At 47.1% G+C, this 13,916-nt stretch carries 13 protein-coding genes; 7 read left to right on the top strand and 6 right to left on the bottom strand.

Translation table 11 applies throughout. The features are described from left to right. Positions 1–85: 85 nt before the first annotated feature. From SHEWANA3_RS01400 to SHEWANA3_RS01415, 4 genes are all read right to left on the bottom strand, one after another. The gene (locus SHEWANA3_RS01400; protein ID WP_011715499.1) at positions 86–619 is read right to left on the bottom strand and encodes a DUF4124 domain-containing protein; all 534 of its coding nucleotides are present in this window, start codon (positions 617–619) and stop codon (positions 86–88) included. 274 nt (positions 620–893) lie between these two features. Continuing rightward, positions 894–2,051: an iron-containing alcohol dehydrogenase gene (locus tag SHEWANA3_RS01405; RefSeq protein ID WP_011715500.1), complete on the bottom strand. Its 1,158-nt coding sequence runs from the start codon at positions 2,049–2,051 to the stop codon at positions 894–896. Between the two features lie 149 nt (positions 2,052–2,200). Beyond that, positions 2,201–2,797 (bottom strand): TetR/AcrR family transcriptional regulator, encoded by a 597-nt coding sequence (locus tag SHEWANA3_RS01410; protein ID WP_011715501.1) that lies wholly within the window; start codon positions 2,795–2,797, stop codon positions 2,201–2,203. Between the two features lie 116 nt (positions 2,798–2,913). Next, positions 2,914–3,225 (bottom strand): pyrimidine/purine nucleoside phosphorylase, encoded by a 312-nt coding sequence (locus SHEWANA3_RS01415; protein ID WP_011715502.1) that lies wholly within the window; start codon positions 3,223–3,225, stop codon positions 2,914–2,916. A gap of 311 nt (positions 3,226–3,536) precedes the next feature. On the opposite strand from SHEWANA3_RS01415, the gene SHEWANA3_RS01420 reads away from it, so the two are divergent. Next, complete coding sequence (locus SHEWANA3_RS01420) at positions 3,537–5,492, top strand: methyl-accepting chemotaxis protein (protein ID WP_011715503.1); 1,956 nt, start codon at positions 3,537–3,539, stop codon at positions 5,490–5,492. Positions 5,493–5,605: 113 nt separating this feature from the next. On the opposite strand, the gene ovoA is transcribed toward SHEWANA3_RS01420, so the two are convergent. Then, on the bottom strand, positions 5,606–7,705 hold the full coding sequence (gene ovoA / locus SHEWANA3_RS01425) for a 5-histidylcysteine sulfoxide synthase (protein WP_011715504.1): 2,100 nt from the start codon (positions 7,703–7,705) through the stop codon (positions 5,606–5,608). A 299-nt stretch (positions 7,706–8,004) separates the two neighbouring features. Between ovoA and SHEWANA3_RS01430 the strand changes: the two genes are divergently transcribed. Both SHEWANA3_RS01430 and SHEWANA3_RS01435 read left to right on the top strand, forming a co-directional pair. Continuing rightward, the gene (locus tag SHEWANA3_RS01430; RefSeq protein WP_011715505.1) at positions 8,005–8,988 is read left to right on the top strand and encodes a 2OG-Fe(II) oxygenase; all 984 of its coding nucleotides are present in this window, start codon (positions 8,005–8,007) and stop codon (positions 8,986–8,988) included. Positions 8,989–9,131: 143 nt separating this feature from the next. After that, positions 9,132–9,527 (top strand): hypothetical protein, encoded by a 396-nt coding sequence (locus SHEWANA3_RS01435; protein ID WP_041412499.1) that lies wholly within the window; start codon positions 9,132–9,134, stop codon positions 9,525–9,527. Between the two features lie 8 nt (positions 9,528–9,535). On the opposite strand, the gene SHEWANA3_RS01440 is transcribed toward SHEWANA3_RS01435, so the two are convergent. Beyond that, entirely contained in the window at positions 9,536–9,733 is a 198-nt protein-coding gene (locus SHEWANA3_RS01440) for a hypothetical protein (protein WP_041412501.1), read from the bottom strand. A 366-nt stretch (positions 9,734–10,099) separates the two neighbouring features. Between SHEWANA3_RS01440 and SHEWANA3_RS01445 the strand changes: the two genes are divergently transcribed. The 4 genes from SHEWANA3_RS01445 (at position 10,100) to SHEWANA3_RS01460 (ending at position 13,907) form a co-directional block, all read left to right on the top strand. Beyond that, positions 10,100–10,939 carry a PfkB family carbohydrate kinase gene (locus tag SHEWANA3_RS01445; RefSeq protein WP_011715507.1) on the top strand — a complete coding sequence of 280 codons (840 nt, stop codon included), beginning with the start codon at positions 10,100–10,102 and terminating at the stop codon, positions 10,937–10,939. Between the two features lie 304 nt (positions 10,940–11,243). Further along, positions 11,244–12,701: a diguanylate cyclase gene (locus SHEWANA3_RS01450; protein WP_011715508.1), complete on the top strand. Its 1,458-nt coding sequence runs from the start codon at positions 11,244–11,246 to the stop codon at positions 12,699–12,701. A gap of 117 nt (positions 12,702–12,818) precedes the next feature. Further along, on the top strand, positions 12,819–13,514 hold the full coding sequence (locus SHEWANA3_RS01455; protein ID WP_011715509.1) for an MOSC domain-containing protein: 696 nt from the start codon (positions 12,819–12,821) through the stop codon (positions 13,512–13,514). A gap of 36 nt (positions 13,515–13,550) precedes the next feature. Next, positions 13,551–13,907 (top strand): DUF4870 domain-containing protein, encoded by a 357-nt coding sequence (locus SHEWANA3_RS01460; RefSeq protein ID WP_011621077.1) that lies wholly within the window; start codon positions 13,551–13,553, stop codon positions 13,905–13,907. Positions 13,908–13,916 lie beyond the last annotated feature (9 nt).

Consider the following 13,916-nt stretch of genomic DNA (forward strand, 5'->3'; position numbering starts at 1 on the left):
GCACCGATTTGGTGCAGGCTGCAACTCGACTTCATCAAAGGGCTAGATTGAGTAAAAACGACCTAATCAATTGTTATTAAATGGTTTAATTAGATTTTGGTTGTTTTTTCGGGACTGGATTCATCGCCGCTTGATGAAGAAATATCTTTCGTGGAGAGCTAGATGCAAAGACTTTGCCGTTTTGAGTCATGGCATCGACAACAATGGTATGTTCACCTCGGTCGATGTTCTTAAGTTGGAAGATGCCACCCACTTGAGGCTGACCGACCGTTTGACCGTCGAGTTTGAGTGCCATCAGATACTGGCTTTTGATCTCTGGGGTGACAGTGGCGGTGACTTGAAAGTCTCCGTTATTGTCTCTCACGGTTTCCTCTTCCGTAGGGGAAGTGATGACGACTTGATACTGGATTTGTTGGATCACTTGCGAGTCATCCGCATCATTTTTTACGGGGGGGAGTGCAATTTGATTGAGCGTTTTCTCTTTTAACTCAACAACCTCGGCATTGGGATGTGGTTCATCTGAATAATGGACTTTTCCATCCTTATCGACCCATTTGTACACTGTTGCCTGGGCGAACAGGCTGAGCAGCAATAAGCTGATGAGGGTTAATGCACGCATGCGAAAGTCCTTTTGCCTTGGAGATGAAGTTCTACAAGATTAGTCGTTTTTTCACCAAAAATCATGGTGTTTATTCAGCTCGCTTGAGGTTTAGCGTGGGAATAAACGCGGGTTTGTTTTTATGCCTTTAAATCTTCGGCGAGCGTGGTTCTGGCGGCAAATGTTTTGTATGGGAAAGGTGAGAGCGGCTTTGATGTTGAGGCGCAGGGGAGTTTGCCTCTTTTAGGGGAGAGTCAACGCACCACTATGGTGCGTTGACGGCGGCAACCAAAGCTTAGAGCGCTAGGGTTAAAATATCGCGGCTCATAGTGGGATCGATATTGCCATGCTCGCCTAGGGCAACCATGCCATGCTGTTCAAGCTGATTGACGACAGCATCGACAGCTTCTTTTCCTAAATCGTAGGCAGATAAATGAGTTGCAATGCCCATGGACTCGAAGAAGGCTTGGGTTTTCGCAATGGCGGCCTCAATACGTTCGTCTTCAGAGCCAGTGTTGATATGCCACACTCTGTCTGCAAACTGCAGCAGCTTTTCACGCTTAGCGGCTTTAGTGCAGCGCAATAATGCTGGTAATACAATGGCTAAGGTGCGGGCATGGTCAATATCATACAAGGCTGTGAGTTCATGGCCGATCATATGTGTTGCCCAGTCGTGGGGTACACCTGTCGCAATCGTGCCATTGAGTGCCATAGTCGCGACCCACATCAAGTTGGCGCGAATATCGTAATCTTCGGGCTGTGTGAGTGCCTGAGGCCCAAGTTCAATCAAAATTTGCAGTAAGCCTTCGGCGAATCTGTCCTGCACAGCTGCATTGACCGGATAGGTGAGGTACTGCTCCGTGATATGCACAAAGGCATCGACCACGCCGTTCGCCACTTGTCTTTCTGGTAGGGTGAAGGTCTTAGTAGGGTCGAGGATTGAGAATTGCGGATAAACCAAGTCGTTACGGAATGGCAGTTTAGCTTTTAACGATTTACGGGTCACCACGCTGGCGTTGTTCATCTCTGAACCCGTCGCAGGCAAGGTTAATACCGAGCCAAATGGCATGGCTTGAGTCACATTCGCGCCCCAGCTGGTGAGGATATCCCAAGGCTCGCCTTCAAATACCGCTGCCGCAGCAACAAACTTGGTACCATCGATCACAGAACCGCCGCCGACTGCGAGTAAAAAGTCGATGTTTAATTCACGAACTTGCTCGACAGCCTGCATCAGGGTTTCGTAGGTTGGGTTAGGCTCGATTCCTTCAAACTCGACCACAAAACGGTTTCCAAGCGCTTGTTTTACTTCGGCTAAGGTGCCTGTTCGTCTGGCGCTGCTGCCGCCAAATAACACCATGACTCTGGCATTGCGAGGTACTAAGGTATCGATTTCAGCTATGGTGTTTTTACCAAAGTGGATTCGGGTTGGGTTGTAGTAGGCGAAATTGAACATACTGCTATGTGTCCTATGGTTGGAAAATAATTTTAGTAGACCAGTCGTCTAGATTGGTTGGCTACTAAATGATAAATCAGGCCGATGAGGCGATATTTCATTGTTCATTAACGGGTTGCTGATGCATTGGTGTGCCAGCGTTGCAGGCATTAACCCATGGTTTTGGTCTTTAAAATAGATTCGGTCACTGCAAGGGCGCGCGCTAAAGCGGCATGGCTGTGGCCGAGTTTATTCATCAAACTGGCGCCAAGCCACATGTGATACAGCAACTCTGCCGTTGCCTGGGCATCCTGTTCACAGATGGATTTATCGGCAATCCCCGCCTGAATGCACTGGGTTAGGCGCTCGATGATGCCAGCCGAGCCTTTTAAAAGCACAAGGCGCATGGCCTCAGAGAGATCGGCTACCTCTGCACTTAACTTAACGACTAGGCATTTTTGATCGACACAACCGTCCTGCTGCACGTGCAACCATTTTTGCCAGTACTGCATTTGGCGCTCAAAGCCTGAGAGTTGAGTCTCGTTGAGCAGGCTATCGAGTTCTGCTTGGTATTGCTCAAAATACCCTGCTAACAAGGCCTCACCGAATTGCTCTTTGGATTTAAAGTAGTGATAAAACGAGCCTTTAGGTACTTGGGCTGCCTTGAGTAATTGGGCTAAACCTAGGCACGAAAAGCCTTGTTTGAGGATCAGTGAGTATCCAACGTCGAGAATATGCTGACGCGTCGATTGGGTTTCTGTTTTCATGGCGAAGGAGCATAAAATATATTAGACCAGTCGTCTAGTGTTCTAATTTATATCAATAGTGGAGAGCAACTGATTGAGGAATGCCTAAGTTGATTAAGCATTCCTCGGTAAGGGGGTTACAGGTAGCTGCAACAATACTCGGCTATTGCATTGTTACGGATTTTGAAACTGACGTTGGCTGCAAGTTCGAATTGGCTACCTTCGCTAAAGGTTTGCCAAGTTGTACTATTGGGCAGTAATACCTCGAAACTACCACTGGTGACCTGCATGATTTCACCCTGAGAGGTGGAAAACTCATATTCTCCAGGGAGGACCACACCTAAGGTCTTTTTGCTGCCATCGCTGAAGAATACGCTGCGGCTGGCAACTTTACCCTCAAAGTAAATATTGGCTTTTTTCGCGACTGAGACTTGCTCGATTAACTCCATTTTTCGCTCCCAAAGTGTGTAATTTGAATTTGTATTCAATTTAATGTGATTTTTATGCTGTTGTCAATGTGAAAATTTTCATCGTTAATTTCATAAACCACTTAGCGGGTCTGCTTCATCGCGCAGTACACGTTTTGGGGACGGTTTGCATAAAAGCGTCTGAGTAAGGTTAATGGCTACTCAATTAGGGAGTTGCGTACTGAATAAAAAAATGGCCTCACTTGGTCGAGGTTTCAATCTTCACCTATAGTTTTAACGGGAGTTGTTTTGCCTGCAATTATGGAATCTTGAGTGCGACAAGGAGTGTCTCCATGGGATTTACGCGTAAAATTCAATTGATCAGTTTACTGATTGTCCTCTTGCCGCTTGTACTTGCGACAGCGATAGTCACCTATCTTGCTAAAAATGAACTCTTTGCCGAGGCTCAGTCACGTTTAGTGGCTGTGCGGGAAATTAAGCAGCGACAGATCAATGGCATGTTCCAAGACTTCTCCGATAACTTACAGTCTGTCAGTGCGGTGATCGCCAGTCAGCCGAATCTAGAAACCCTGAGCGATTTAGACTCAACGCTCAAATCCCTCAACAAGCTGCTGGGTTTTTATGATTTGTTTATCATCTCCGATGACGGTTCGGTTTTTTACACAGTGGCGAAAGAACCAGACTATGGCACTAATCTGCGTACCGGCCCTTACCGAACTTCAGGGCTGGCTCAACTGTTCGATAAGGCCTCTGCAACTTCGGATACCGTGTTTTTACAGGATTTCTCCGCCTATGCGCCATCGAATGGACAAGCGGCCGCCTTTATTGGTCAAAGCATTCAGTACCATGGACAGCGCATTGTGGTGGCGGCGCAGGTGTCTATCGAGCGAATTAACCGCGTGATGCAAATCCGTGAAGGGATGGGGGATTCAGGGGAAACTTATCTCATCGGCCCCGATAATCGAATGCGTTCCGACTCCTTTTTAGATCCTAAAAATCGCACCGTATCGGCCTCCTTTGCGGGCACAATCGCCCAAAATGGGGTTGATACCTTGGCGGTAAAGGCTGCGTTAGCTGGGCAAGAGGGGGTTATGCAGATATATGATTACAATCATAATCTAGTGCTATCGGCCTACTCGCCTGTCGTTGAGATGGGACTCAAATGGGGCTTAATGGCTGAGATTGATGTGAGTGAAATCGCCGCGCCTGCCTACCATATGATGTATATCGGACTCGTGGTGTGCGGGCTATCGATAGTGCTGGCTATTGCGGCCGCAAAACTAGTCACCAGCTTTGTGCTTAAACCTCTAGGCGGTGAGCCCGAGGATATGTGCCATTTGACCAGCCTTATCGCTTCCGGGGACTTAACCCATAGTCTCTCCCACGCCCATGCCGATAATCATTTAATGAGCTGGCTTGCGAGGATGCAGACCAAATTAAAGGAAATTATTAGCCAATTGGTGGGGATGGGCCATGAGTTGGAATCAGCCGCAGAGCAAAACTCGGCGGCAATGAGCCAAGCCGACAGCAGTATTCAGATGCAGGCCAGAGAAACCGATATGTTAGCCACGGCCGTGGAGGAAATGAGTTATGCCGCCGCAGAGATCAGCACCAATACCATGAAATCTTCCGATGAGGTTTCTTCCTGTACTCAATCGAGTGGCATTCTCTCGCAGAATCTGGCGAGTACCCGTCAAAGTTTGCAGGTGACGCTAGCAAGTTTCGCCGCCATTCATCAGCAGGTGGGTAATCTTGAGGCCGACAGCCAAAAGATCGGCAGTGTTCTAGATGTGATTAATGCGATTGCCGAGCAGACCAATCTATTAGCCCTCAATGCGGCGATTGAGGCTGCCAGAGCCGGCGAGCATGGCCGTGGCTTTGCCGTAGTCGCCGATGAAGTGCGGCAACTCGCCGTGAAGGTACAAGAGGCGACGCAGGATATTGGAAAGGTATTGCAAGGCATTCAGCAGCAATCGGGTGTACTGGCGCAGCATAGTGTGACTTGTTCATCTGAGGCGTCTAAAACCGCAGAGGATGCCGAAGGCATGCAAGCGGCGGTGGATGATATTGCCAAGCGGCTCGATACACTCAAAGCCTTAATGATCCAAACGGCAACGGCTGCGGAGGAACAAACCACAGTGTCGGCGACGATTGCTCAGGGCATTGCGGGGCTCAGTGCGGCGGCGGAGGAAAATAGCGCGGCCATCAGTCAAGTAGCCGCCAGTACCCGCAGCCTGTTAGGGCTAGCGAATCAACTTGGTTTAACAACGGCTCAGTTTAAGGTCTAAGACGCTGTGCAAGGCATGAGTAAGCAGTGCCGAGCATTCGCCGTTTGTTATGCATCCGCCAGAAAGGATTATCTGGCGGATTTTTCTTTAGGGCGGCTATTAATCTTGCAAAACTAACGCTTACGCCAGATCGTCATCTCTGAAATCGAATGCTGGAATTTACGCTTGGTTTCGCGAATAACGAAGGGGATTTCTTTCACCGCAACCAGTTCAAATTGGCCTATCAAGGTTTCGGTTAACCCATCTAAAGTTGTGAAGTTTTCTCCTTTGACTTTAATCCCCCCAAGCCATTTCTCCTTTGGCGTGTGGTCTTCGAGCCAAGTATAAGGTGAGGCGATAACCAGATATCCCCCTTGATTGATGCGTTGCCCAATATTGGTGAGGAAGTGTTGCGGGTCGTTCAATCTGTCGATTAGATTTGAGGCGTAGACCAAATCGTATCCTGTGTAGATTGGCTTGAGATTGCAGGCATCCCCTTGGATAAAATTGACTTTTTTAGCTTCGCCAAGGTATCCCAGTTTAGCAAGGCTGGCGCTCTTGAATTCCTGTAAGTCTCCCTCGGTGCGAATGGTGTAGCGTTTTTCGCCTTGCTCTGTCAAAGCGTAGGCCTGTTGGATAAAGCGTGCCGAAAAGTCGATGCCATCCACATGGTCGAACACTTTGGCTAACTCAAAACTGGCGCGTCCGACAGAGCAACCAATATCTAAGGCCTTGGTGGTGTGCTCGAGTTGGATCTCGTTGAGTGCTTGTTGTACCCCATTAACGCAAAAATTCGGTACACCAAAGTACTCGGCGCCATAGTGGAATTCTAAATACTGGGAAATCAGTTCATCGGTTTCGTACAGATTAACCTCGGCCATCTGTTCTGGATTTTGCAACGACTCGACGTAACGGAATCCGGCATGTTGATAAAAGTGACGCCTAAAGGCATAGCGTGAGGCTGCAATAGCTTCATTGCCCGTTGAAATCCACGAACCACCTTTAATCAGATTGTGTTTGCCATCGAAGGTAGGCGTCGAAAAATCATCGTAGAGCGGATGTACGGCAAAACCATTAAAACCGTCGATAGCGGTTTCGGTCCATTGCCAGACATTGCCGACAATGTCATAAAAATCATTGTGTTTAAAGCGGTTTACCGGACAGGAAGAGGCGTAATAAGCCAGCGAGGTATTGCCAGGGACTTCATGCCAATCGGGGGCATCGCTCGGTACATTTTCCCGCAAGATATACCATTCTGCTTCGGTGAGCAGGCGAATATTGCTCTGACTTTGGCGCGCCTTCCAATTACAAAAGGCCTTAGCTTCGAGTTGATTGACCTCGACGGGCCAATTGAGCGGCAAAGGGATTTCGCTGGTGAGGTTACGTTGCCACCATTTATCATCGCGGCGACGCCAAAAGCGTGGCATTTGGGCTTGGGTATACGCCAGCCAAGCTTGGCCTTCCTCATTCCAATAGTCTTGGGTTTGATAGCCCCCCGCTTCGACAAAGACTAGGTATTCTTGATTACTCACTAAGTACTTTGAGGCTTTAAAGTCGGCGACTTTAAAGCTCTTGTTACCGTATTCGTTATCCCAGCCATAGGTGTTGTCTTGCTCTTTTTTACCTAAGGTGATTTTTTTACCCGCCACGGCAAGTAGTTGATTTGGCTCGGCGCTGCCAACATCCTGACACTCTGGCCACTGAGCATTGGCACTCACGTCCTCTAATGGAAGCTGGCGAATAATGGTGGAAGAGGTCTCTAGGTGAATACGCTCGTGTTCTATGCCCATCAAGATGACCCAAGCGGGACTGTCTTGGCTGATCGGCAGTGTGATTGGCATGGTATCAATCAGTTGATTGACGACCTGTTTGACTTGATCCCGATACGTTTTTACCTCAGCGACACTTGGCCATTGATAGTGGGTTTCGTCGAGGTCATCCCAAGACATTTCATCCACACCGATGGCAAACATAGATTCAAAGTGATCATTTACTCGTTCATCGAGATACTTACCCAGCTTGAGTTTATTGATATAGAAAGTGGCGGTATGGCCAAAGTAAAAAATCAACGGATGGCGCAGTGGCTCGGCTTTGACGTAATAAGCCTCGTCGTGCTTTATCCGCTCGAAGAGGGATTCATAGAGTGCCCAGGTTTGATTGAAGTATTGTTTAAGCTCTTGACGTTTCAGCGCCTCATTCTCACCCGTAAGTTTGAGTGTTTGCAAAACTGGCATATTCGATTTCTCCATAGGGCAAGCTGGTGCCATAGTGGTGGCTATGGGTTGTCAGACTCAATACGCGGCGCGGGTTTATTGGATCACTCTATCAACAAAATGTGGCAGTTATTGAGCTGTTTTTTCAAGCTAACAGAAATGAGGGGGTAGGTGAAACTGCTCACGTGTTTTTATGCTCAATACGGATAGCTTATATGCGGCCATTAAAGAATGGATTGTAAATAAAATGTTTCATTGAAAGTGTGGTTCAGTTTTAATGGATATAGTATTTGTAGTGTCGGAAAGAGGACGTTCGTTTTATGCAGCAGCTATTCATTCAATTATTAGAAGAACGTTATTTCAACCGACTTCCTGAAAAGGTCGTTATGAAATTTGCAACAGAATCAGCTGATTTTGTTCGTTTTTGGCTAGTTCATTGTGTGCGGAGTTCTGCTTCAGAAAGAGAGTTGGCATTGGCTTTGTTTTTTAGTGCAGAGTGGCAGTTAGAAGAGCTTTCTCGCTTAAAAGCGTTCTGGAATGATTATGTTGTGATTGAAAGTCTTCAACAACATGAACGTTTGAAAGCGCGTTTTTGTGAGTTGAACCCTTGGTTAACAACCATCTCCCCTTATCATGCCGATGCTATTTGTGTCTTCTCTGCTTTATTGGCTTTTGAGCAAAGTCCTATATCAGTTGGACAGCAGCTACAATCGGCTAAGTTGTTTTACTCCCAATTACCTTCGAACCTATTAGAAGAGGTTAAGGAATCCTCATTACCTTATTTACAACCCATTACAGTTTATGGACATCAAGGTAAGGGGAGTATTGAAGCTGGGATCCGTAACAATATGCATTATCCGACACCCATACCTAATGGAAGCGTTGCACTGGCTTGTGCAGAAAGAGTGACAGCAAAATTTTCAGGGATAAAGATTGCCTATGCAGAGCCAATGGTGGTGTTACGGTACGAGCCGGGTCAGTTTTATCAATGGCATTATGATGCAATACATGCGCACACTTCCGAGATTAAAGCTGAATTGGAACGTTTTGGGCAAAGGTGCCGAACAGGTATTTTATACCTTAATGATGATTTTCAAGGGGGAGAAACCGAGTTCAAAGCGCCTTATATTCAAGTAAAGCCTCAGGCTGCTGCTATTTTAGTTTTTGATAATACGGATAAGTCAGGCAAACCAATACCTTCCTCTTTGCATCGCGGTTGCGAAGTAACATCTGGTCATAAATGGGTTTGCACGCAATGGTTTAGGGATAAACCCTTTTGGTTAAGATCGGGATTGCTAACCTAACTTTAGGTATTTACTGAAATTGATTGCCGTTTTAAAGATGACTGCAGAAGGTTAAAATTATTTTATCCCTGACCAGTATTTTATCTGCCAAGGTTAAGGCAGAATGTTCTCGTCCGTAAAATTATTATGCAGGATATAACGGGATGGCAATGAACGCATTATGGATACCCGCTTGGTATGAGCTTGATCCGTCGATCGTTGTGGGCGTGACTGAAGAGTTTGTATTTCATAAACCCGCTACCAATGAGGCACTGAGATTTTACAGCGGCGCGAAAGAAACTGACGCAGTGAAAGCGACAGGCGCAATTTCAAGCATTCATCACAAAGTATTGGGGGATATTGAAAGTGTTGATGCTCAAGGACTTGATTATACGGTTGTGTTAAAGGATGGCCGTCGCTTGCTAGTCAATGCGGAGGAAGATCCTGGCCTTATTTACGAGTGGGTTGATGACAGCTGGCAACCTTCGGAGATGGTGATCCAAGATTGGCGGTTGGATGTAAAGTTTACCTCACTTTCACCCTTTAAGACGGTCGATTAACGTCAATCCTACTTTTCGGAGCAGTTAGGCTCAAAATGTTGAACCGACTGCTCTTCAAACAACACTTGTAGTAACTGATATTCGTGTTGAATCTTCGTGACATACGCATCATGAAATTCCAACTCGTTAAATTCCTCCAAGCATTCGCGATAGCGGCGGAGTTGTTCTTCACCATCAATGTCCCTATGTAGCCATTCCATTAGCATACAAATTCCTTCAGTTTTTCATCCTTGAAGCACCAGCTTAACCTTTTTCTAATCTAGTGTGGAATGGCATTTGATGACACTTTTATGAATAAATGTCTAAAAATCACACATTGAAGAATATTTTTATTATTTATCAAAATGTTGTGTGATTGCATTTAGCGTTTAAGGTGCCGGGTGGGTTGTCTCGCTGAATTCAAATATGGATAAAGTCTTACAGCAAAAACTGCTATTGGCTGCCGTGATGGGGTTCAACACCTTGATAGCTACGATTGTGTCACCTGAGGTTTTGGTCTAGATTGAGGGCTCTTTTAACCGAGTCTTCGCCGAGAGTTCGCGCGGTCCGTTTTTTCATTATGGAGTCCTGTCATGGCAAATATTTTGCTGGTGGCCAATCTTAACTGTGACCGGGTGTTGATCCTTGATAAGCCGCTGAAAACAGGCGGTCGCTTTCATTATCAAGATGGCGGACAAAGGCTCGGCGGTGGTGGCGCCAATACTGGGCTTGGACTGGTATGGGCGGGCCATAGGGTTGCCCTCGTGAGCCAAGTCGGGCGGGATGAAATGGGCGACTGGGTTATCGCTGAGGCGAGTACTCAAGGGCTAGATTGTCGTTTAGTGCAGCGCCGCGCGGGAAATACCTGTGAAATGTTGCTGGTGATGACGCCCGATGGTGAGCGCACCATCATTCGTCCGCAGCGGCCTATTTTTGAGTTATCCGTACCGCCTAAATGGCAACACTGGGATGCGCTGTATTTTAATACCTCGGCTGAGGGCACGGTTAGTTGGGCGAAAACCGCACTGGATCACTGCCTTGTGATCGCGCAGCTAGCGAAGGATGACAGACCTCGTCCTTGCCACGTGTTGCTGGCTTCCGTGAGTGATATGCAAGGCCGCTGTGATGTCGCTTCTTGGGATTATGGCGTGAGCATTGGCGGTGAATCACTACGCTATTTTGTCGTCACCGACGGTGTGCGCGGCGCTAAGGTGTACACCCGAGATGATGTGCAGCATGTCCCGGCTGTGCCTGCTGAGGTTGTCGATACCACAGGGGCTGGTGATGCCTATGCCGCAGGGCTTATCCATGGATTATGCGCCGGAAAAACCATTACCCAAGCCATGGCCGAAGGTGCGACTTGGGCGGCATTTGCCGTGGCTACCGACAGTTCTATCCCTGGCGATGCATTGAAGCAGTATTTAGAAGCATAAGTTGGGAGATAAATAGCAGGGCATAAAAGGGAGTCATCTTTCTGTCATCTGGGCTTGATAGAGTGTGCTCAGTGACGAATAGCTCTTGTCCCTTAACGTTTTCTTGTGCTTTTCTCCCATTTTGTTGGTTCGCATGTTTGCCCCGTTTCCCCAACGGGGCATTTTTTTAGCTCGAATAATGTTATTCCGTTACCGAACGTTCATATTGTGGAAATATTGTGCGGTCGGCAAGGGATTACGTTAACATTCAGGCAACGCATCTCGTTGAAATAAAATAATAAGCCTGCCGTTGTTGGAGTTGGAAATGGGCAATCACGTTTGGAATGATAAAAAGAAGTTTATTTGGCTACTGTCAGTGCTGTTGCTGGTGGCCTTTTTAGTCACCAGTGGTATTAGTTATAAAGTGGCCCACGACTCCTTGAGTCAGCAGATTGAGAGCAATACTTTACCTCTAACCAGCGATAATATTTATTCAGAAATTCAACAGGATCTGCTGCGCCCCATCTTTATTTCCTCGCTGATGGCGCAGGATACCTTTGTGCGTGACTGGATGTTGAATCATGAGCAAGAACCCGAAAAACTGGTCCGTTACCTCAAAGAAATTCAAGAAAAATACGATACAGTCACCAGCTTTTTTGTCTCTGAGCAGAGTCGCAACTATTACCATTCGACGGGCATATTGAAGAAAATCCAAGATATCGATCCAAATGATGCCTGGTATTTTCGCGTACGTTCTTTACCCGAGTCTGAGCATTACGAAATCAATATCGATTCAGACACCGCGGATCGCACTAAGACAACCGTATTTGTTAACTATAAAGTGTTCGATTTTGAAGGTAAGTTTATTGGTGTTACTGGCGTTGGCCTTGCGGTTGAGAAGGTCAAGGCATTGATTGAACTCTATCAGAAGCGCTACAACCGTCGGGTGTTCTTCACCGATAGACAAGGTCGTGTCACGCTCCATGGCGATGAGTATGATGGTGCCGATTCGCTGCAAACCAGCGCTGGGCTTGAGCAACTCGCTACGCGGATTTTAACCAGCCCGAGTGCGGCCTTTAGCTACCAACGCAACGGTAAAACCGCCTACTTAAACAGCCGCTTAGTACCTGAATTTAAATGGTATCTTATCGTAGAGCAGGAGGATGCGCCGCAGGAGCAAGAGCTGCTCAATACCTTTTGGGGTAACTTAGCTTTAAGTTTATTGGTGACGATTGGGATTTTACTGATTTCAAACATGACCTTAGGTCGTTATCAGCGCAAACTTGAGGTCATGGCTTCAACCGATAAACTCACTGGGGCCGCTAATCGCCAGGTGTTTGAAGAGTATTTTCATCAGGCATTAGAGAAGGCCAAGCTATCCCAAGCGCCGATTTCCATTCTGCTTGTCGATATCGATCATTTTAAGAAAGTAAACGATAGCTATGGTCATAGCATTGGTGACCTAGTATTAAAAACAGTGGCTAACCTACTAAGAAGTCAACTAAAAAACCAGGATGTGCTGTGTCGTTGGGGCGGTGAGGAATTCTTGATATTAGTGCCAGAGCAGGATTTAAGTCAGGCTGCTGAACTGGCAGAACAATTTCGCGATTTAATCTCCCAACGGGAGCTTAAAGTGAATGGCGTGCACATTGCTATTACTGTGAGTATTGGGGTTGCCGAATACCAAAAACTCGAGCCTGCGGAAGATTTGATTAAGCGAGCGGATCTCGCCCTGTATCAGGCGAAAGAAGCGGGGCGCAATCAAGTGGTTCTCAATCAGTAGTATGCTGCTATGATGGCCGAATCTGCCAAGGGGATTGTTTTGCTTAAGGCCGCGTTTGAGTGGTTAAGCCGTTCGGGCAGAGGTAGGTGACGGATTGCGATGAAGTAGGAGTAACAAATGTCGACCTTGTTGGTAAATAGATTATCGGGTTTGTATTTAGGGGCGGTTCTGCAAGAGATTGACGGTGTTTCTACTGGTATCGACGGTAAAAAATCGGCGCAGCAGTTGCGAGTGAATATCGACCGTGTCGAAGGCGATGCGCAGGCCGATCCTAAGCACCATGGCGGGCTCGACCGAGTGCTGCATCATTTCCCCCGTGAGCATTATGGTCAGTACCGTCGCTGGGATTTAATCACCCAACTCGAAGATGCGCCGAGCATGGGTGAAAACATCAGCACGGTTGGTTTGAATGAAACCGAGGTCAATATCGGCGATATCCTGCAAATCGGTGCCGTCACAGTGCAGGTGACTCAGCCGCGCTCACCTTGCTTTAAATTAAACCTGCAATTTGGCCATAGAGACTTCGCCCTTGCCATGCAGCAGAGTCAGCTATGCGGTTGGTTTTACAGAGTATTAACTCCAGGTGTGATTCAGCTAAACGACAGGATAGAATTAGTCGAGCGTAAAACCGATATCAGTGTCGCCGAGGCCATGGCACTGTACTTCTCACCCGAATACGATGCCAAAGCCTATGATAGACTCGCCTCCTGTGAAGGGTTGGCACAAAGCTGGGTGAATAGCCTACAGCGGCGCTTAGCGACACAGCAAGTCGAAGATTGGCAGATGCGCTTGTATGGGCCAAAAGGCAAATAAACTTTATTTTTCAAACGATAATACAGGGAAAGTGTAATGATAGAGTCAGTGACTAAGAGTGAAAGAGATTTTGGCTTACTGGTGTATGCCTCCAGTTTAATCGGTTATTTAGTGCCATTAGGCTCAATTCTCGGACCGCTGATTATGTGGTTGATGAAGCGTGAAGAGTCGGCTTTTGTCGACCAATGCGGCCGTAGTTGCTTGAACTTTAAATTAAGCCTGTTGATCTATGTGATTATCAGCGGGCTGTTAGCCTTCGTGGGCATTGGGTTTATCTTTTTGATCATCCTCGGCATTCTCGACTTAGTTTGCACCATTCTTGGGATCATTAAGGCGAGTGAAGGGCAAGTGTATCGTTATCCGCTGACGATTAAGTTCCTTTCCGATAACTAATTGCTTTTA

Origin of the sequence: Shewanella sp. ANA-3 (assembly GCF_000203935.1) — a bacterium.
In the GTDB taxonomy this organism is placed as follows: Bacteria; Pseudomonadota; Gammaproteobacteria; order Enterobacterales; family Shewanellaceae; genus Shewanella.

Bases quoted from the DNA above. Each gene is read 5' to 3' on its own strand.
- SHEWANA3_RS01400 (WP_011715499.1), bottom strand. From the start codon at position 619: ATGCGTGCATTAACCCTCATCAGCTTATTGCTGCTCAGCCTGTTCGCC.
- SHEWANA3_RS01405 (WP_011715500.1), bottom strand. From the start codon at position 2,051: ATGTTCAATTTCGCCTACTACAACCCAACCCGAATCCACTTTGGTAAA.
- SHEWANA3_RS01410 (WP_011715501.1), bottom strand. From the start codon at position 2,797: ATGAAAACAGAAACCCAATCGACGCGTCAGCATATTCTCGACGTTGGA.
- SHEWANA3_RS01415 (WP_011715502.1), bottom strand. From the start codon at position 3,225: ATGGAGTTAATCGAGCAAGTCTCAGTCGCGAAAAAAGCCAATATTTAC.
- SHEWANA3_RS01420 (WP_011715503.1), top strand. From the start codon at position 3,537: ATGGGATTTACGCGTAAAATTCAATTGATCAGTTTACTGATTGTCCTC.
- ovoA (WP_011715504.1), bottom strand. From the start codon at position 7,705: ATGCCAGTTTTGCAAACACTCAAACTTACGGGTGAGAATGAGGCGCTG.
- SHEWANA3_RS01430 (WP_011715505.1), top strand. From the start codon at position 8,005: ATGCAGCAGCTATTCATTCAATTATTAGAAGAACGTTATTTCAACCGA.
- SHEWANA3_RS01435 (WP_041412499.1), top strand. From the start codon at position 9,132: ATGGCAATGAACGCATTATGGATACCCGCTTGGTATGAGCTTGATCCG.
- SHEWANA3_RS01440 (WP_041412501.1), bottom strand. From the start codon at position 9,733: ATGCTAATGGAATGGCTACATAGGGACATTGATGGTGAAGAACAACTC.
- SHEWANA3_RS01445 (WP_011715507.1), top strand. From the start codon at position 10,100: ATGGCAAATATTTTGCTGGTGGCCAATCTTAACTGTGACCGGGTGTTG.
- SHEWANA3_RS01450 (WP_011715508.1), top strand. From the start codon at position 11,244: ATGGGCAATCACGTTTGGAATGATAAAAAGAAGTTTATTTGGCTACTG.
- SHEWANA3_RS01455 (WP_011715509.1), top strand. From the start codon at position 12,819: ATGTCGACCTTGTTGGTAAATAGATTATCGGGTTTGTATTTAGGGGCG.
- SHEWANA3_RS01460 (WP_011621077.1), top strand. From the start codon at position 13,551: ATGATAGAGTCAGTGACTAAGAGTGAAAGAGATTTTGGCTTACTGGTG.